Source organism: Avibacterium avium (assembly GCF_900454535.1).
GTDB classification, from domain to species: domain Bacteria; phylum Pseudomonadota; class Gammaproteobacteria; order Enterobacterales; family Pasteurellaceae; genus Avibacterium; species Avibacterium avium.
In genome coordinates, this window is sequence record NZ_UGSP01000001.1 from 1,506,080 (window position 1) to 1,526,299 (window position 20,220).

Genomic DNA, 20,220 nt, shown 5'->3' on the forward strand with positions numbered 1-20,220 from the left:
TATCTTACCTTGTCAAAAAAGGTTCTAAATAAAATAGGCTGAGAATGGCAGAAATACCAAACACCACGCCTACCCCATTGATTTTGCTTATTTTTTCTTTGAATACTATTGCACCGACAAGCGTGCCAAGACAAATTACGCCAATATTCATTCCCGCAAAAACAAGGGTTGGATTTTGGCTAAAACTTTGATGAGCGCGAATATAAAATAGAATATTCATAAAATTTAGCCCACCGAGTACAATGCCAGCTAACAAACTCGCCCCATTCCACTGGGTTCGTTTAATCAATAAATACATAAACATCACGCACATTGCTAAGGCAAAGGCAATAAACAAGGTGGTTGGAAAGGCGCTGCCCATTTTGGCGGTCTGCTTGAATAAAATATCAATCACGCCATAACCAAACCACACAGCAAGCAAACTCAATCCGCCTTTAACCGAAAGCTCTTGCTCGCGCGGTTTATTGATTAAACAAAATAACGCTGAAAACGCCAAGATTAAGCTGATAATACGCGATTGGCTGAGCTGTTCGCCAAATAATACAAACGCTGCCAAAATAGGCAAAAATAACGATAAACGCTGCGCTGCATCAGAACGCACTATGCCTGCAAATTCAACAGCTTTTGACATAATGATAAACACGCTAGGCAGCAATAAGCCTAAACTCAGGAAAATCGCGCTATTTTCATTTTGTACGATAAAATCGGTAAAGCCCTGCCCTTGAAAGTTCGGCTGTAATAAAAAATAGCTGAGTAAAAGTGCGATAAGATAATTGAAGGCGATTGCTTGCTCGATCACCACGTTGAATCGGCGTGCGACTTTTAGCAGCACAGATACCGCAACGCTGCAAGCAATGGCGAGAAATAAATAGTGCATTTTATTTCCTTGCGAGATTTAAAGTGAAAAGATAACGAGTAAAGTGCGGTGAAAAATTTTGTATTTTTGCACCGCACTTTTGTTTATTGCCTATTCTATTCCGTTGCGCCAAAACCGCGTAAGGCGGAAACTTGAACCATTTCTTGGTTACCAAAAATCTTACGCACCAGTTTATAGGTTGTCCCTTTCTCTGGGCTAATATTTTCAGGCGCGGCAATTAATAATTGCATATCCAAGCGAGAACAAAGTTCAAACAAGGTTGAAATGGATTTCGCATCTAAACGCGCGGCTTCATCAAGGAATAATAAGCGACAAGGCACAATGTCTTTACCACGAATACGGCGGCTTTCTTCTTCCCAGCTTTGCACCACCATTAACAAGATTGACATACCAGTACCAATGGCTTCACCTGTGGATAATGCGCCACTTTCCGCACGCAACCAGCCGTCTGCGCCACGATAGACTTCCACTTCCAAATCAAGGTAATTGCGGTAATCCAACAATTCTTCACCAATGGTTTGTGCCGTACGCTGCCCCATATCAATATGCGGATTTAAGCGCTGATACAATTTCGCAATGGCTTCGGAGAAGGTAATGCGATTATCAGAGAATAAATCTTGATAATCATCTTGGCGATCGGAAAGCGCGTCCAGCAACATTGCGTGAGTATCACGAATATTCACCACTAAACGCACCGACTTCACCTGACCAAAGGCAATATTTTGTAGCCCTTGGTTAAGCATACGAATACGATTTTGCTCACGCTGAATAGTCTTACGCATAATGTTCGCCACACTTTCTGAGCTAATCGCCAATTTTTTCTCGCGATTGGTTAATTCTGCAGTAAGGCGAGATAATTCGATTTCCATTTGTTCAATCGCATCAATTGGATCGTCCGTTTTGATGATGTCTTGACGGATACGCTCACGCAAATGTTGATAAACCGCAATAAAGAACCGCACTTTGTTTTCTGGTTTACGATTATCTTCTGATGAACGCAGAGCATCGCGCAGGTATTCATTGTCAGCCACGGCAGTACGCAACGCACCAAGGGCTTTATCTGACATTGAACGCAATTCATCGGCAGAAAGATAAGCAAGTTCGCGGCGATTTAAGCGTTTTTCCACATCACTATTGCGCGATAAACGCAACACCACACACCAGCTGGCTTTCATCGCGACCACCAATTCGCGCTGTGTTTTGTAATCACGTTCAGCTTTACGAATTCGGCGGTTAAGATTTTCACTTTCGCTTTCAATTAAGGTTAATTGTTTTTCTAAATAACGGCGGCGATTACGCACGGTGGCAAGTTGCTGTGATAATTCATCACGGCGTGTTTGAGCGCGTTGCTCTGCCCCGTCATCTGCACGTACACCAAGCTGGCTGATTTCTTCAAGTAGCTCGTTTAGCACTTTATTTTTTTCTTCATAAGAACTACGCAGTTCAATATAAACTTGATTATATTGGGCAAAACGCACTTGTTTTTGGCGCACTTGCTCGCGTTGTTGTTCGCGCTGTTGTTGCACTTGCTCTAAACGGTTACGCAGCTGTTCATTTAACTCGGAGGTTGCCGATTGCACGCTTTCTTTATAATCAAAATGCGCTTTACGCTGCGCTACGTCCGCCAAGGCAAACACACGCAACTGTACTTGTTTTTGCTGATTAACCGCTTGTTCGTATTCCGCTTTTAAGCGTTCGTAATTTTCAGGATCGCTTTGTAGAGTGTTGGCAATCGGTTCAAGCTGTGACAATGTCACGCCATATTGACGGATAAAATGTTCATCTTGCTCGGCTAAATCAAGCTGTTCGCGACATTCTTCAATACGATCTAATAAACTTTCATCATCAATTACAGCAAGCTGCGGAATTAGTTTATTTAATAACTGTAATTTTTCCTTAGCACTGTCTAATTTAAGACGAATTTGTTGCTCGGTGGTGCTAAACTGCCCTAATTCACGCTCAATTTCCCCTTGTTCACGGCGAATTTCTGCCATTAACTCTTCAGGATTTGGCTGGAATGCAAGGGCCAAGTGTAAACCAACAAATTGGCTGAAATGTTCGTGTAAACGTTGGCATTTTTGCACATCAAAGGCACATTCTGCATATTGTTCCGACACCTCATCACGTTCAATTTGCAAGGCTTCTAAATGTTTTTCCCGCGCTGCACGGCCAAATAATGGAGTTTCAGGGAATTTTGAATAACGTAATTCACGGTTCGACACCTGAACCACGACCCCTAGCTCAAGCTCTTGGGCTGACAATACGCTGTCATCAAAAGAACTTGGATCCCCTTCGATAAGGTATAAATCATCAGGGCAATCTTCAAGCTGGGCTAATTGTGCTTTCACCGCCTCTAAATCGCGCACCACAATCGCGTGACGAGCTGGGCCATATAGCGCAGAGAAATAAGGCGCATCTTCAATCGGCACGTCATCATAAAGTTCAGAAAGCAACACGCCCCCAAAGCGTTCTGCTAACACATTTAGACGCGGATCTTCAGAACCATCTGGCTGACTTAAACGGGAAATTTGCTCATCAAGTTGCTGACGTTTTTGCTCTAACTGATCGCGTTTAATGGTTAATTCACGTTCTTTTACCAACAGTGATTGCATAAAATTCATCACATCTTGGCTGTCGCTAAACTGGCTATGGCTTTGTTCTTGCAAGCGTTCAAGTGCAGACTGGGCAGTGAGCCACGCTGGCGCTTTATTGGCATTTTCATTGTAACGCGCGTTCAACTGTTCACGTTTTTGACGTAAGGTTGAGCGCTGTTCCACCTGCTCTGCCAATTCTTCATTTAGCTCATCAACAAGGCTTTCTTGCTCGGCGTAATATTCTTCAATTTCATCGGCGGTTTCGAGTTCTAATTCTGCACGCTGATTAAATTCTTTCAATAAACGCACCGCACTTTGTTGTTGCTGATAACGCTGTTCTAATTCGTGTAATTTGGCGCGAAGTTGTGGCGTTTGTTGCGCTTGCACTTTTTGGCTTGGATATTCACGCAACAAGGCTTTTGCACTTTCCCACGCGGCTGAACGCGGCATTTCCCCAGCAATTTGGCAAACGAGCTGATAGGCTTTATCAAACTGCGATTTCGCCATTTCGGAAATCGACATTTTTTGCTCTAAATCCAGCACTTTATTGGTGAGATCTTCGGCTTGCGCGGCAAATTCAGCGTGATAATCTTCTACATTTTTGGTGGAAAGATCAGCCAATCCACAAAGGGTTTTGGCTTTTTCAAGCGCTTGAATAGCTTGTTGATATTGCAACGCACGAGTTTGTTGCGCATCAAGGGCTTGTTGATAATCGGCTAATTGACCACGCAGTTGATCCACTTCTTGCTCATACTGTTCTAACTGCGCTTGGCTTTCTTCGTGCTGTTCAGAGGCTTCTTCTACGGCAAATTTTTGCTCTTCTAACTTTTCCCGTAAACTTTCTACATCATCTTGATAACGTGAGATTTTTTCTTGATGACGCAAGGCATTCAGCACTAAATTCAGATGATCAACGGCACTTTGATGATCCACTTCAAGAGTTTGTTCGCTTTCGTTTAGCTCCGCCAATTCACGGCTAAAATCCACCAAACGATGTTGCGATAAATCGCGTTCCGATTTGGCTAAATACCATTCTTTACGGTGCGCTAAAGCATTTTCCACATTGCCACGGCGTTCGTTCGCATTACGCATATAATCTGACGCCACATAATTGGTGGTTTCAGTAATTAAATGCTTGAATAAATCACGATCTGATTGCGTTACCTTAATCGCCTCAAGGGTCATACGGTTTTCGCGCAAAGCACTTTCCATATCTTGGAAAGCCTTACGCACCCCTAAGTTTTCTGGCAATAAATAATCACGCAAAGATCGGGTAATAGCGCTGGAAATCCCACCGTAAAGTGAGGCTTCGATTAATTTATAGAACTTACTACGATCAGAAGACGAACGCAGACGCTTAGGAATAATGCCTAAATCAAACATCATTCCGTGATAATCGGTGATTGAGTGATATTGCTTAAATTGCGCACCAAGTGTTTCGATTTTCTCTTTTAATTCGTTTAAGGTCAGCACACGGGCTTGACGCTCGCTGACCACTTCGGTTAGGACGCTAATTGGCGCTAAAGATAAGGGGAGGCCTTGAATAGAAAAGGTTTTTATATCCACTTTTTTATCGCGCCCTGCCACTTGTTGCAGACGTGCGCCCACTAAAACACGTTGATGACGAGAATTCACCGCATCTAACACGGCATAACAAACACCCGGTTTGAGTTTACCGTGCAAACCTTTATCTCGTGAACCTGTGGTCGCCCCTGCTTCTGTGGTGTTACGGAAATGCAATAGGGTTAAATCAGGAATTAAAGCGGTAACAAAGCCAGCCATTGTGGTGGATTTCCCTGCGCCATTTCCCCCTGATAAGGTGGTGACTAATTCATCTAAATCAAAAGTGCGGGCAAAAAAACCGTTCCAGTTAATCAGTGTGAGCGAACGAAATTTCCCACGTTCTACATTTTGCCCAACAGGTGCGGCCGTATCTTGCGATTGCACCGATACGGTTTCCATAATATCTAATTCTTCAGTTTGATGATTTTCCATTTCTTCGCTTTCAAGGGTTAAATTATCGCTTTCTAATTCAAATTCTTTGGTCATTATTCTTCCCCTTCTTCATCAAATTCTTCAATTTCTTCGCCATTTTGCACCGCACTTTTCTCATCTTGTAAGGATTGTGGTGTTGCGGCTTCCCCATCACGGATCAAGCGTAATTGCGCTTCCATTGGATCATCACCAGCACGCACTTCTGCACCAAAACGGAATACCGCTTCTGAAATCACAAATTTTCCACTATGCTGATCGCCAACGGTTGAAATCATTCCTAAACGGCGTAAGCGATTTAACGCAGCGCGGACTTTTTCTGCCAGTTTTTGTTTATCTAAATCTGAACCTGAAGAACGCTGATTCACCACTTTTAACAGCTTGCTTTCATCGGCCAAATTGAGCAATTCATCATACACTTCTTGCGTGCTAAAAATGCCTTGTTGAGCAAGGCGCTCTGGACTTAAATACAAATAGCACAGCACTTTACCAACCAACATTTCTAATTCAGAAAGCACTGAACGTGCAATCAGCGTGGTAGCTTTAGGACGCAAATAGAAAAAGCCTTCTGGCGCACGAATTAATTCCACATTGTAACGGCGATAAAATTGATCTAGCTCGTTTTGGAAATCCATCAAAAAGGCGTGATTATCCAATTGCTCTAAACTAATGTGTCGCCCCGCGCGTAATTGGCTATCCACCGTAGGAAAAAGGGGATTTGCAATGGCCTGCGCTTGTTTTACGGAAAGTATCTCTTGTAGCTGCTCTGTCATAGTTTGGTTCTCTAAAAATTAGTTATATTCATCAATGATATTGGCTTGTACTTCAGCGCCCTGCTCGTTAATTTTTTGCCATTGCGGATAAGCGCCAGTTAAATCACCACTTGCCATACCTAAGCGCATTGCTTGATCGACAATAATTCGTGCTACATCAAAATGGCGCGAAACTGGGTAATTTTCCAACTGCTCTTTCAGCACTAAACTCAAATCAATCGGACGGTTATGTTCACGGTAGGCAATTAAGAGGCTTTGCATATGTTCTACAATTTGATCGTGTAAATCAGCCAAACTTTCGTATTGTAATTCTTCTGGCAGTTCCCCGAGCGCATCTTCTTCACGCAGTACCAGTTCTTCATCACGCAAATCTACTAAACGCTCAGCCTGCGCTGTCCATAAATACCAAGGATTTTCAAAATATTGTTGAATAGACTGACGTAAACGCTGAGAAAAGACACGATTTTTGTCCATATCAATGGCGGTACGGATAAATTTATGCACGTGGCGGTCATAGCCAATCCATAAGTCAATAGACTGTTGCCCCCAGCTGATAATGCGGTCTAATTTTGCTTGCAAATCAATGATAAGCTGATCGATAAAATAAAGATTTTCCTGACCGATCACACAATCTTGAATACGCAATAATTGCGCTTGCAGTTTATCCCCCGCAGAATTGAGCGTATCTTGCAATTCACGCAGATTGCTTGAGGTTTCATCTAACAAACGCTCACAGCTTGAAATAGCGGCTTGCCAATCTTTAGTTAATAGCTCGGCGATTTCATCTTTAATGCTTTGCTGATTTTCGTCCATCACACGTTGGGAAAAATCAATGCTATCGAAAATCTCCGCCACAGAATATTTTAATGGCGCAAACACATTACGCCGCCAATGATGCTCATCGCCCCCTTCTTCCGCTGCTTCAGAAGCGCGTTGAATTTCATCTGCCACAATTGAAAGCTGAACAGAAAGGCGTAAGGCAGAAAATTCACGCTGACGAATATAATAATCGGATACGCCAACACCCAACGGCGTTAAACGATAAATCGCCAAGCCTTCGGTAAACTCACTACTAAAACGATTGAGAAAGCGCTGTTTCACTAATTCATTAATCGCATTATTGGCGCGGGTGGCAATATTATCGGGAGATTGCTCAAAGGCTGATGCCGTATGGCGGAAAATATCCACTAAATCCGTTTCCAGCATTTCACCGTCTAAGCGCTCATTGTTATAAATGGCAATCGCCAATAAAAACGCCAAACGATCGGTAGGCAAATTCAGCGAAAACTCCCGCTCCCTCGCCCAAGAAACCAATTCAGGGATTGTTTGTGATGTTTCAAGCATTGTGTATTCTCACAAGCAAATAAAAATTAGACAAAAATTGTAGTTGATTATACAGGAATTTTTACGGATCTTGTAGATCGTTTTTTTACCAAAAATGTTTACAAAAACTTGTTATTTAGCAAAATGTATTTACAATAAAGAAACGGTTATTTGATTTAACATTCAAAATGGAAATTGAATTTGATCAAAAGAAAAATCAGCGCAATATTGAAGAACGTCAACTCTCTTTTGAAATGGCACGCTATTTTCATTGGGATAGCGCAATGATTATCGCTGATGATAGAAAAGATTATCCTGAACCGCGTTTTTTAGCCGCTGGTTATGTGGGGACAACAGCGCGATTACACATTCTCGTATTTACACCAACAAAAACAGGAATTCGAGTTATTAGCTTCCGTAAAGCAAAAGTGCGGTATTAAATACCGCATTTTTTATAAAAACAGATCAAATCTTACCGCACTTTTCTTCTTAACTTCTTAACCCAACCCCACGGCTAATCAGATAATAGGCGATGCCGTAAAGTGCGGTGATAAAAATGCCTAAAACGCTGAAGGTGTAAACAAGGCTGACATCTTGAATGCCGAGAAAACCGTAGCGGAAGCCGCTGATCATATAAACAATGGGGTTAAATTTTGACACTACTTGCCAGAAAGGTGGCAGTAAGGAAATGGAATAAAATACGCCGCCGAGATAAGTTAAAGGCGTTAAAACAAAAGTGGGGATAATGCTAATGTCGTCAAAAGAGCGTGCGAAAACCGCATTGATCAAGCCCCCGAGCGCAAAACTGGCGGTGGTGAGTAATAAGGTGGCAAGAATTACCGTCCAAGAATAAATCTGTAATGGCACGAAAAATAACGAAACCAAGGTAACGAGAATGCCAACGCTCAATCCGCGCGCCATTCCGCCAACCATATAGCCTAGAATAATAATGTGCGGTGAAGTCGGCGAAATTAGCAGTTCTTCTACGTTACGAGCAAATTTTGTGCTGTAAAAAGATGACGCTACATTGGCGAAAGAATGAGTTAAAGCAGACATCATAATCAGCCCCGGCACGATAAATTGCATATAGCTAAAGCCGTGCATTTCGCCAATACGATTGCCAATCAGCTGGCCAAAAATCACAAAATATAAGGTCATTGTGATCACTGGCGGCACAAGGGTCTGCACCCAAATTCGGGTAAAACGGCGTACTTCTTTCACAAAAATAGTTTGAAAGGCAACCCAAGCTAAACTCATTATTGCACTCCTTTATTCAATGCCATTGAAACAAATAATTCTTCTAAACGGTTGGCTTTATTACGCATACTCAACACTTGCACGCCTTGTTGCGTCAGTTGTGAAAATAGATGATTTAAGCCCTGCTCTCTTTTTACTTCCACTTCAAGCGTATTGTTATCTAGCCAAGTGACGTTGTAACCCATTATTTCAGGCTTAACCGCTTGTGGTGCTAAATCAAAAATAAAGGTTTCTGTTTCCAGTTTTGCCAATAAGGCTTTCATTGACATATTTACCACTAAACACCCGTGCTGAATAATTCCAATATGACGACAGAGCATTTCTGCTTCTTCCAAATAGTGTGTGGTAAGAATAATCGTTGTGCCTTGCTGATTTAGCTCACGCAAAAACTCCCACATTGTGCGGCGCAGTTCAATATCCACGCCTGCCGTAGGCTCATCAAGAATCAGCAATTTAGGGTGATGCATTAAGGCACGCGCAATCATTAAACGGCGCTTCATTCCCCCTGAAAGTTGGCGTGATTGCTGATGGCGTTTATCCCATAAATCCAGCTTTTTCAGCCACACTTCCGCACGGTGCAAGGCTTCTTTGCGTGGAATACCATAATAACCCGCTTGATTGGTGAGAATATCAATCACGCGCTCAAATTGGTTAAAGTTAAACTCTTGCGGCACTAAACCGATATTCTGTTTTAACTGGCTTGGATTGCTATCCAAATCCGCGCCAAATACTTTCACATCGCCTGATGTTTTATTCACCAAAGAACAAATAATCCCAATGGTGGTGGATTTTCCTGCGCCATTATGCCCAAGCAATGCATAAAAATCCCCTGCTTCAACACTCAGATCAATGCCGTGTAAGGCTTTGACCCCATTTTTATATTCTTTGGTTAATCCTTTGATTTCTAATGCTAACATTTAATGTTCCGTTAAATTTATTAAAATTTTACACCGCACTTTTTAAATCATAAGGAAACAAAGTGCGGTGCAAATTTCGCTGATTTTTGACTTAAATTTTACTCACGTCAAATAAATTCAAATTAATGCAATCTGGCGTGCCGTAAAATTTAGCAAGGGCTTGGCGTAAGATTTCTGCGCGTTTTGGTAACCCTTTCGCGGCATAGCGTTTCACTTGTTCATAAACAGCGTACTTGAAAGGCTGAGTATCACCAGGGTTGCCATTGAGATTATCACTGCTCGCAATATAGCGAAATCCTGCCGCGGTGGCTAAAATCCATTCTAACGCTTGTGGCTTTACTTCCACTTGTTCAAACTCACGCTGACGTTGTTCAGAACGTCCGTCAGGTTCGTACCAATAACCAAAATCTTCTAATTTACGCCGCTCTTTGCCTGCAATCAGCCAGTGCGAAATCTCGTGCAAGGCGCTGCTGTAAAAGCCTCGTGCAAAATAAATGGCATTGTAAGGGCAATCTTCATTCGCAGGCACATAAAGCGGTTCATCGCCCCCTTTAACCAATTTGGTATTATATTCTTGCTCAAAGCATTGATTAAAAATGGCAATAATATCTTCTAAACGATGTTCCATCACAACTCCAAAAAATAATAAGGCACAAAGTCTGTGCCTGAAAATTTGAAAACGCCCTATTTTAACATTTATGGCGGTTTAGCTACATTAATTATTTTAAAGGGCGAACACATCGGCCCGCCCCTACACTCGTATATAATGATAACTTATTGTAACTAAATAAATTTTAGTAGGGACAGACCTATGTGTCTGCCCGAAAAAGCATTTATTTCAAGCTATCGCTTTGTTGCAACGCTTCAATACGCTTTTCCAACGGTGGGTGGCTTAAAAATAAAGAGGCCAAGCCGCCTGTTCTGCCGTTAATACCGAAAGCCGCAAATTGCCCTTCCATTTGTTGTGGTTCGTGAAGTTGTTGTAAGCGGCGTAATGCGGCGATCATTTTTTGTTTGCCGACTAAATGGGCTGAACCTTCGTCTGCACGATATTCACGATAACGTGAGAACCACATTGCGATCATACTTGCTAAGAAACCGAACACCACTTCTAGCACCATTGAAACTAAGAAATAAATTCCGCTGCTGCTTTCGCCGTTGTCGTTGCGATTGCTCGCCACCACGTTAGCGATAAGACGAGAAATAAAAATCACGAAAGTATTTAACACGCCTTGAAGCAACGTCATTGTAACCATATCCCCATTTTGAATATGGCTGATTTCGTGCGCTAGCACTGCTTCCGCTTCGTCTTTGGTCATTGCGTTGAGCAATCCTGTACTCACGGCAACCAGAGAATTGCTTTTACTTGCACCAGTGGCAAAGGCATTAACGTCCGCAGAATGATAAATCGCCACGGTCGGCATTGGAATATTAGCTTCGCGCGCTTGCGTAGCCACGGTGTTTAATAACCAACGCTCTTGCTCTGTACGCGGCTGTTCGATCACTTGTCCATTGACCGATTTTAACGCCATTGTTTTGGATAAAAATAAGGAAATCAACGAGCCACTGAAACCGAACAGTGCCGCCATAATAAGTAGCCCGCTAGCATCTTGAGCGCGGATTCCTGTTAGGCTCAAAATAATATTAAAGACAATTAGCACCGCCATATTGGTGGCTAAAAAAAGTAAAATTCGCATCATAAAAAGTTCCTCGCTGTGAGTATGTAGTTGATTATCCAATAAATGATTAAAGGAATAACCAATATAATTATAAATTTTGTAATTTCAAGATTTAACAGATCAGTTTTCCCATAAACTCATCTGTTTTTCTTCTTGTTGCTCGGGTAAATTAACCTGTAAACCGATTAATCGAATGGACTTATCTTGACGGCGCAGCCAAATTTGCGCCAATAAGGCACGGAAATTTTCTTGCGAAAAATCCACCGCACTTTTTTCTAAGGTGGTGATTTGGAAATCATCGAATTTTAACTTCACACCAATTTTGCGTAATTTTTGCAAAGGCAAATCAGGGCAAGCACGCTGAACACGGCGCACTAATTGCTCATAAAGCTGATTTAGCACGGCCTCACCTTGTTCAAGTGCGGTAATATTTTTCAATAAAGTGGTTTCCACCCCTACGGATTTACGCAACCGCTCGGGCTGTACTTCCCTTTCATCAATGGCGTGGCTAAAATTCCAAATACGCTGTCCGCTCTTGCCGAGTTGATTGAGCAATAAGTGCTGCTCAAATTGTTGTACATCGGCACAGGTTTTTAAGCCCATTTCCAATAAACGCTGGGTGGTTACTTTGCCCACACCGGGAATTGCACTGAGCGGCAGGTTGCGAACGAACTCGTCCACATCATCTGGCTCGATCACAAATTGCCCATTCGGTTTATTTTTATCAGATGCGATTTTGGCCAGAAATTTTAGCGGTGCTACGCCAGCAGACGCAGTAAGCTGAGTTTCAGCAAAAATGGTTTGGCGGATTTCTTGTGCGATCCAAGTGGCTGAGCCGGAACATTGCTGACAATCCGTTACATCTAAATAGGCTTCATCTAAAGATAAGGGTTCAACCAAATGGGTATAACGATGAAATATTTGCTGAATTTGTTGTGATACCTGTTTATACAACGGCATATTCACTGGTAATAAAATCAAATTTGGGCAACGTTTCAGGGCTTGTGCCGTTGGCATTGCACTATGCAAACCAAATTTTCTAGCTTCATAATTGCAAGTGCTTAACACGCCACGTTGCTCAGATGAACCGCCCACCGCCACAGGTTTGCCTTTGAGATGCGGTTTATCTCGCAGCTCAATAGAAGCATAAAAGCAATCCATATCAATATGAATGATTTTTCTTGTTTTTGACATTGTGGCGTACATTTCTAGAAAAAAATAATGGATAAAGTGCGGTGCAAAATTGGCAATATTTTACCTGTTTTTAAGGCAAATCGAAAATAACAAAAGTGCGGTAAAAAATTAGGGCGAATTTTTCGCCCTAACTGTTTTTAATGAAAGATTTAGCTTAATTTAAGTGGATGAATTTTCCAGATTTTTTTCGCATATTCTTCAATGGTTCTGTCTGATGAGAAGAAACTCATATTGACAATATTGAGCAATGCACTGTTCGTCCACGCTTTTTGATCACGGTATTTTTCATCAACCCGTTTTTGAGCTTCCACATAGCTTTGGAAATCCGCAAAGGATTGATAATAATCGTGATAACACAAGCCGTTAAGCAAATCTTGATAACGATGCGGATCATTCGGCGAGAATAATCCTGACGTGATTTGGTCAATCACACGGCGTAATTGTTCATTGCTTTGGTAAATATCGTATGGACGGTAGCCGTTACGACGTAACTCTTCCACCTGTTCTACGGTGTGACCAAAGATGAAAATGTTGTCTTCACCCACGTTTTCTAAGATTTCTACGTTTGCACCGTCCAATGTTCCCAAGGTTAATGCACCATTGAGGGCAAATTTCATATTACTTGTGCCTGACGCTTCTGTTCCTGCAAGGGAAATTTGTTCAGAAATATCGGCCGCTGGAATGATAATTTGCGCAAGGCTGACGCTGTAATTCGGGATAAACACCACTTTTAAGCGGCCTTGTAAACGCTCATCGTTATTGATGACTTTGGCCACATCGTTAATTAAGTTAATGGTTTGTTTCGCTGCGTAATAGGCTGAAGCCGCTTTCCCTGCCAGAATAAACACGCGTGGCGTCCAATCTTTTTCAGGGTGTTCGAGCATTTCGTTATAGCGTGCGATGATGTGTAATACATTGAGAATTTGACGTTTGTATTCGTGAATACGTTTTACCTGTACGTCAAATAAAGCATCTGGATTGAGTTCAATACCCAATTCTTTTTTCACATAATCCGCTAAGCGAACTTTGTTAGCACGTTTAATTGCAGGAATAGCTTTTTGCACTTCTGGATCCTCAATATGTGCTTTGAACTCATTTAATAGGCTCAGATCACGGCGCCATTCCGTGCCAATATAACGATCAAATAATGCAGATAAATCTGGGTTTGCCACTGCAATCCAACGGCGTGGTGTAATACCATTGGTAACGTTAGTGAAGCGTTCTGGGTAAATATGAGCAAAATCCGCAAAGGTTGAAGTAACCATTAAATCTGAATGGATTGCCGCAACCCCATTGACTTTGTGCGATCCCACAACAGATAACCAGCCCATACGCACTTTGCGTACATCGCCTTCTTCAATTAAAGACACGCGGCGAATGAAATCATCGTCTGTGGTTACATAAGTGCGGACATATTCTAAGAAATAATCATTGATTTCAAAGATAATTTGTAAATGGCGCGGTAAGATTTTCGCCATCATTTCCACTGGCCAAGTTTCTAATGCTTCCGACATTAATGTGTGGCAAGTGTAAGAGAAAATGCGGCGGCACATATCCCACGCGGTTTTCCAATCATAACCTTCTTTATCCACTAAAATATACATTAATTCAGGAATAGCCAATGCGGGGTGAGTATCATTTAGGTGGATTGCCACTTTATCAGCTAAGTTTTTCACGCTACCGTGCGTACGCTTGTGGCGTTTGATAATATCTTGCAGCGAGGCCGAGACTAAGAAATACTCTTGACGTAAGCGTAATTCACGTCCAGCCCAAGTGGAATCATCAGGGTATAACACGCGAGAAACGTTTTCGCTGGCGGCACGTTGTTCCACCGCACGGAAATAATCCCCACGGTTAAATTCTGCCAAATTGAAAGAATCCCCCGCGTGGGCACTCCATAAACGTAAAGTTGCCGCACTGTCATTGTCATAGCCAGGGATCATTTGATCATAAGCAAGTGCGGTGATTTCTTCGCTTGAATCCCAAACGCATTTTTTGCCTTCAAAATAAATGTGTCCGCCAAATTGGATATTAAAGCGTTTAGACGGCCGCATAAATTCCCAAGGTGCGCCTTTTTCTAGCCACGCATCAGGTTTTTCTACTTGTTTGCCCTCTTCAATGGCTTGTTGGAACATTCCATATTCGTAGCGGATACCATAGCCCATCGCGGGAATCGCAAGGGTGGCGATGGAATCCATAAAGCAGGCAGCTAAACGCCCCAAGCCCCCATTTCCTAAACCAGGATCGACCTCTTTTTCGATGATTTCTTCTAAGTCCACGTCAAGCTCTGCCAATGCGTCTTTAGCGAGCGTGTAAACGCCCTCTGCGATTAATGCGTTGGACAGGGTGCGTCCCATTAAATATTCCATTGATAAATAATAAACGCGACGGGTATCTTCACTGCGGGCTTCTTTCGCGGTGGAAATCCAGCCTTCGGTAACCAGATCACGCATCGCATAAAGGGTGGCATTTAGCCAATCACGCTGGCTTGCTTCTTGTGGGGAACGTCCAATTAAGAAAATCAATTTATACACAATCGCCTTTTTCAGCGATTCTGTGGTTTGCTCAGGTTGGTTATAAGAAAATGGAAAATCGGTATTATCCATTGTCATAGATGGCTCTCCTAATCTATTTCAATTTAAAATCGGCGTATTTTTACGCCTTTTGCATAAAAATACAACAAAAATTAGCCTAAAATCGCAGATTTTTCCACCGCACTTAGATTTTAGGCAAAATATAATGACGCTATAAAATACGTTGATATAAATCTTGATAATGTCTGGCCGCAATTTGCCAGCTGAAATCTTGCTCCATAGCAACCACGCGCACGCTTTGCCATAGGCGTTGTTTTTGCCAAAGTGCAAAGGCGTTGTTAATCGCCCAACTTAACCCTTGCGCATCGGCATCATTAAACACAAATCCTGTGGCTTTGCGCGCTTTGATGTTTTCAGAATAGCTATCCACCACTGTATCCGCCAAGCCGCCTGTGGCGCGCACTAATGGCAATGTGCCGTATTTCAAACCATAAAGTTGGGTTAAGCCGCAAGGCTCAAAACGGCTTGGTACTAAAATCACATCACCACCCGCAATAATTAGGTGTGATAAGGCTTCATCGTAACCAATTTTTACTGCGATATTTTCAGGATAACGTTCTGCAAGGTGGCGTAATCCTTCTTCTAAATGCGGTGCGCCTGAGCCAAGTAAAGCAAGCTGACCGCCTTGTTGCACAATGGTTTCGGCACTTTGAATAAGTAAATCTACGCCTTTTTGCTCCGTGAGGCGGGTAACCATCACAAATAATAATGCCTCTGGATTTTGTGGTAAGTTGAAATAGGCCTGTAATTTTTCTTTGTTTTTGCGTTTGCCTGTCATTGCTTTTAATTTGTAATGATCTTCAATGTACTGATCCACATTCGGGTTCCAAATTTGCTCATCAACCCCATTTAGAATACCGACTAAGCGCCCTTGATGCGCTAAGGTTTGTAGCAACCCTTGCAAGCCGTAGCCAAATTCTGGCGTGGTGATTTCTTTGGCATAGGTTGGGCTAACGGCGGTTACCACATCGGAATAATAAAGCCCTGATTTTAAATAGGAAATTTGCCCGTGTAGCTCTAAGCCATTAATATTGAACATTTCCCAAGGTAGCCCTAACTCAAATAAATGATGATAAGAAAATACCCCTTGATAGGCGAGATTGTGAATGGTAAACACCGATTTTGCGGGGCTACCTTTCGCCGCCAAGTAGGCACTGGCTAAGCCTGCGTGCCAATCGTGGGCGTGTACCACTTCCGCTTGCCACCAGGCATCTAAGCCCACCGCAAGCTCTGCCCCAACCCAACCGAGCAAAGCAAAGCGTTTATAGTTATCAGCGTAATCGTTATACCATTGATCGTGGTAAGGATTGCCCTCTCTGGCATACAAATGCGGCGCGTCAATTAAATAAACGCCTAGCCCGTTATATTCGCCATAACGTAGCACAATATGCCCAGCAAAATTATCAAATTCCGCCACCACAACGGTGTTAGGAATACCTGCGGCAATGGCAGGATAAGCAGGCAGTAAAATTCGGGTGTCCATTCCAATTTGCTGTTGCGCAAAAGGCAATGCGCCCATCACATCAGCTAATCCGCCTGTTTTGAGTAACGGATAAAGTTCTGAACAAACGTGTAAAACTCTCATTCTTTTTTATTCCTTAAAACAGAGAAATACGGTGAAAATCCATAAAAATTCCACCGCACTTCTCTTAGCTTTGTATTAATCTAAATGGGCTTCAAAGGCGATTTTTTCACCATTGAGCTTCTTTAACATTGAAGCGGTAACTAGCACGACGCCGCCGCTACTCACTCTAAAGCGTTTACTATCCAGTTCTAAATCCACGCCAATTTGCATTCCGTCTGGAATCACACTGTGGCGATCGATGATACAGCGTTTGAGCGTACAATTTTTACCAATGGTGACTTGTGGTAGCACTACGCTGTGATCCACCAATGAGCCTTCTTGCACGGTAACGCGATCAAACAGAACAGAATAGCTAATGGACGCATCAGTAATCACACAACCGCCCGAAATCAAACAGTTATCTACTGGTTTAATGTCTGATTTGCTATAAAAGAATTTTGACGGGTAAGTTTGCGTTGGATTACCGCGAATTGGCCAGCGCTGATCATAAATATCCAACTGCGGATTTTCAGAAACCAAGTCAATGTTGGATTGCCAGAAGCTGTCCAATGTTCCCACATCACGCCAGTAAATTTCACCATCAGTGTTGCGTCCCATACAAGAACGGCTGAATGGGTGGGCATAAAGCGTGCCTTCTTCTAAACATTTTGGCAACACATCTTTACCGAAATCGTGGGAAGTGTAAGGGGTGTTCACTTCACGCTCTAAAATATCGTAGAGGTAATCGGCGTTAAACACATAAATCCCCATTGAAGCCAAAGACACATTTGGTTTGCCTGCCATTGCTGGAGGATCTTTTGGTTTTTCAACGAAAGCTTTGACCTTAAGATTTTCATCTACCGCCATTACCCCAAATTCACAGGCTTTTTCGCGTTCCACTTCAATACAACCCACGGTACATTTTGCATTACTTGAAACGTGATCGAGCAACATTTGGCTATAATCTTGTTTATAAATATGGTCGCCTGCTAAGATTAAAATATATTTCGGGCAGTAATGATCACGAATAATTGCCATATTTTGATACACCGCATCTGCCGTGCCACGATACCAAGTGGAATCATCAATTTGCTGACGCGCTGGCAACATATCAATAAACTCACCACGCTCTTGTGGCAAGAACGACCAGCCTTTTTGCAAATGGCGTAATAATGAATGTGCTGCATATTGGGTAACCACACCAATATGGTTTAGCCCTGAGTTAATACAGTTGGATAACGCAAAATCAATAATTCGTCTGTTGCCGCCAAAATAAAGTGCCGGTTTTGCTCGTTTATCTGTTAGCTCATAAAGTCTTGAGCCACGTCCCCCTGCTAAAATTAACACCAAGGTATCTTTCACAAGATCATATTTATTTGGTGATTTTGATATACTGTTGCTCATTGCATTTTCCTCGCATTAATTTATTGATTGCTCAATAGTCATTTCCTTTTCTCGTGCAGCATACGAATGCGAGATCATTTACAGCCCATAGATTTCCTTGCATTTGTACCGATGCACCGCTATACACAACTTCCCATTTCCCATCTGGCAACAAGAATGTTTGTAATTCTGCTTTTGCATTGATTAAAAGTAACCAATTTTCATCTAATTGAATTTGCATTGCTTTGCTATGGGGATTGTGCCAATCTTCCACACGCATTAATTCCCCTTGTGGATTGCGCCATTGCACATTGTCATCTGTCCACCATTGATCCCGTTGTAAGCTTGGGATCGTTTTACGCAATGCAATAAATTGTTTTACCGCTTCAAATAAGTGCGGTTGAAATTTCTGCCAATTTAACCAAGTGATTTCGTTATCTTGGCAATAGGCATTATTGTTGCCTTGTTGGCTATGCCCAAATTCATCACCAGCTAGCAGCATTGGCGTGCCATTGGCTAACAATAAACTGCCTAGCAAGCCACAAGCGCTTAGAAAGCGTTGATATTTCACGTCATCAGGGATATTTTCCACGCCCTCTATGCCGTGGTTATAACTATAATTTTCGTTACGCCCATCACGGTTTTGCTCGCCATTGGCAAGATTATGTTTTTCGTTATAACTGGTGAGATCGCACAGGGTAAAGCCATCGTGCGCCGTGATAAAATTCACCGAATTATGCGGCTTGCGATCGCCATTTTGATAAATATCGCTTGATCCTGCGAAACGTTGCGCAAAACCACCTAATTCACCACTTTTCCACAGCCAAAAACGGCACATATCATCACGGAAACGGTCGTTCCATTCGGCAAAATAGCTCGGGAAATTGCCTACTTGATAGCCCCCCTCGCCAATGTCCCAAGGTTCTGCAATAAATTTACAGTGTTGTAAACGTGGTTCTTGAGCGATTTCTGCAAACAGCTGTGTCTGTGGGTTAAAGTCTGGGGTTTCTCTACCTAACACTGTGGCGAGATCAAAACGGAAACCGTCAATATGACATTCTTCCACCCAATAAATTAAGCAATCCAACACCCAACGGCGAGTAATATCATTGGCTAAATTTAAGGTATTGCCGCAGCCTGTGGCGTTTAGATATTCCCCTTGCGCGTTTTGCCAATAGTAAGTTCGATCATCAATTCCACGCTGGCTAAATGTCGGGAAGTGTTTTTCTGATTCCATACTGTGGTTGAATACCACATCTAAAATCACTTCAATGCCCGCTTGGTGAAGTGCGCGAACCATTGTTTTAAATTCACTTAATGGCGTTGTGTCAGCTTGTCCCGACCAATATTCCGATTCCACCGCAAACATCGCTAAAGGGCTGTATCCCCAATAATTGGCTAAGCCTTTTTCCTGTAAATGGGGTTCATCAAGGTGATAATTTATGGGCAAAATTTCCACCGCACTTATGCCGAGTTCTTTTAAATAGGCAATCATTGTGGGGTGCGCTAAACCCGCATAAGTGCCACGAATGGCTTCAGGCAAATCTTCTCTCAGTTGCGTGAAACCTTTAACGTGCAATTCATAAATAATGGTTTCTGCCCAAGGTGTGGCTAAGGGTTTATCACCTTGCCAATCAAACGCTTCGCTTTCCAATACGGCTTTTGGGGCAAGATGCGCGTTATCTCTCAGATCACTAAGCAAAAACCATTGCCGTTTTTCATCGCTACTTAAATCTGGCTTGCCGATGACAGCTTTGGCATAAGGATCAAGCATTAATTTTTGTGGGTTGCACAATGCACCGTCTTTTCCCGTAATACGAAAGCCATATTGCGTGCCATAAGGCAGATCGCCCACCCACAAATGCCAAACATCACCGCTTTGGTACATTTCCAGTGGCAATTCTTGTCCATCAAAAAATAAACATAATTTGACGTTTTCTGCACAGGAAGAAAATAAGGCAAAATTCCACCCCACTTTTTTCTTACCTGAAGCATATTGCAAAATTTCAACGCTACTTCCTAAGGGATAAGGCTTTCCTACTGCCGTGCTGATCATTGTGCTATCCATTTATC

General features: G+C 42.5%; 13 protein-coding genes and 1 pseudogene. 1 reads left to right on the forward strand and 13 read right to left on the reverse strand.

Annotated features, from left to right (window positions below; translation table 11 throughout):
• Positions 1-4: 4 nt before the first annotated feature.
• From DYC50_RS07465 to mukF, 4 genes and pseudogenes are all read right to left on the reverse strand, one after another.
• A complete protein-coding gene (locus DYC50_RS07465; protein ID WP_115249644.1) occupies positions 5-877 on the reverse strand; it encodes an EamA/RhaT family transporter in 873 nt (290 codons plus the stop codon).
• Positions 878-972: 95 nt separating this feature from the next.
• A pseudogene (mukB, locus tag DYC50_RS07470) lies at positions 973-5,382 on the reverse strand (chromosome partition protein MukB); the annotation flags it as partial.
• Positions 5,383-5,519: 137 nt separating this feature from the next.
• Positions 5,520-6,236 carry a chromosome partition protein MukE gene (gene mukE / locus DYC50_RS07475; RefSeq protein ID WP_115249646.1) on the reverse strand — a complete coding sequence of 239 codons (717 nt, stop codon included), beginning with the start codon at positions 6,234-6,236 and terminating at the stop codon, positions 5,520-5,522.
• An 18-nt stretch (positions 6,237-6,254) separates the two neighbouring features.
• Positions 6,255-7,580 (reverse strand): chromosome partition protein MukF, encoded by a 1,326-nt coding sequence (mukF, locus tag DYC50_RS07480; RefSeq protein ID WP_103852844.1) that lies wholly within the window; start codon positions 7,578-7,580, stop codon positions 6,255-6,257.
• A gap of 167 nt (positions 7,581-7,747) precedes the next feature.
• On the opposite strand from mukF, the gene DYC50_RS07485 reads away from it, so the two are divergent.
• A complete protein-coding gene (locus DYC50_RS07485; RefSeq protein WP_115249647.1) occupies positions 7,748-7,999 on the forward strand; it encodes a BrnT family toxin in 252 nt (83 codons plus the stop codon).
• Positions 8,000-8,048: 49 nt separating this feature from the next.
• Here the strand turns inward: DYC50_RS07485 and DYC50_RS07490 are convergent, their stop codons facing one another.
• The 9 genes from DYC50_RS07490 to glgX all read right to left on the reverse strand — a co-directional run bounded on the left by DYC50_RS07490 (position 8,049) and on the right by glgX (position 20,203).
• Complete coding sequence (locus DYC50_RS07490; protein ID WP_172459075.1) at positions 8,049-8,816, reverse strand: ABC transporter permease; 768 nt, start codon at positions 8,814-8,816, stop codon at positions 8,049-8,051.
• A complete protein-coding gene (locus DYC50_RS07495) occupies positions 8,816-9,733 on the reverse strand; it encodes an ABC transporter ATP-binding protein (protein WP_115249649.1) in 918 nt (305 codons plus the stop codon). Before DYC50_RS07495 ends, DYC50_RS07490 begins: the two co-directional genes overlap by 1 nt.
• Before the next feature lie 91 nt (positions 9,734-9,824).
• Positions 9,825-10,361, reverse strand: a complete 537-nt coding sequence (locus tag DYC50_RS07500; RefSeq protein WP_115249650.1) for an elongation factor P hydroxylase — start codon at positions 10,359-10,361, stop codon at positions 9,825-9,827.
• Between the two features lie 205 nt (positions 10,362-10,566).
• Entirely contained in the window at positions 10,567-11,433 is an 867-nt protein-coding gene (htpX, locus tag DYC50_RS07505) for a protease HtpX (protein WP_115249651.1), read from the reverse strand.
• Positions 11,434-11,532: 99 nt separating this feature from the next.
• Positions 11,533-12,606, reverse strand: a complete 1,074-nt coding sequence (dinB, locus tag DYC50_RS07510) for a DNA polymerase IV (protein ID WP_245934871.1) — start codon at positions 12,604-12,606, stop codon at positions 11,533-11,535.
• Between the two features lie 149 nt (positions 12,607-12,755).
• Positions 12,756-15,218 carry a glycogen/starch/alpha-glucan phosphorylase gene (locus DYC50_RS07515; RefSeq protein ID WP_115249653.1) on the reverse strand — a complete coding sequence of 821 codons (2,463 nt, stop codon included), beginning with the start codon at positions 15,216-15,218 and terminating at the stop codon, positions 12,756-12,758.
• A gap of 133 nt (positions 15,219-15,351) precedes the next feature.
• A complete protein-coding gene (glgA, locus tag DYC50_RS07520) occupies positions 15,352-16,785 on the reverse strand; it encodes a glycogen synthase GlgA (protein ID WP_115249654.1) in 1,434 nt (477 codons plus the stop codon).
• Between the two features lie 75 nt (positions 16,786-16,860).
• Positions 16,861-18,168, reverse strand: a complete 1,308-nt coding sequence (gene glgC / locus DYC50_RS07525; protein ID WP_103852863.1) for a glucose-1-phosphate adenylyltransferase — start codon at positions 18,166-18,168, stop codon at positions 16,861-16,863.
• A 31-nt stretch (positions 18,169-18,199) separates the two neighbouring features.
• Positions 18,200-20,203 (reverse strand): glycogen debranching protein GlgX, encoded by a 2,004-nt coding sequence (gene glgX / locus DYC50_RS07530; RefSeq protein ID WP_115249655.1) that lies wholly within the window; start codon positions 20,201-20,203, stop codon positions 18,200-18,202.
• Positions 20,204-20,220 lie beyond the last annotated feature (17 nt).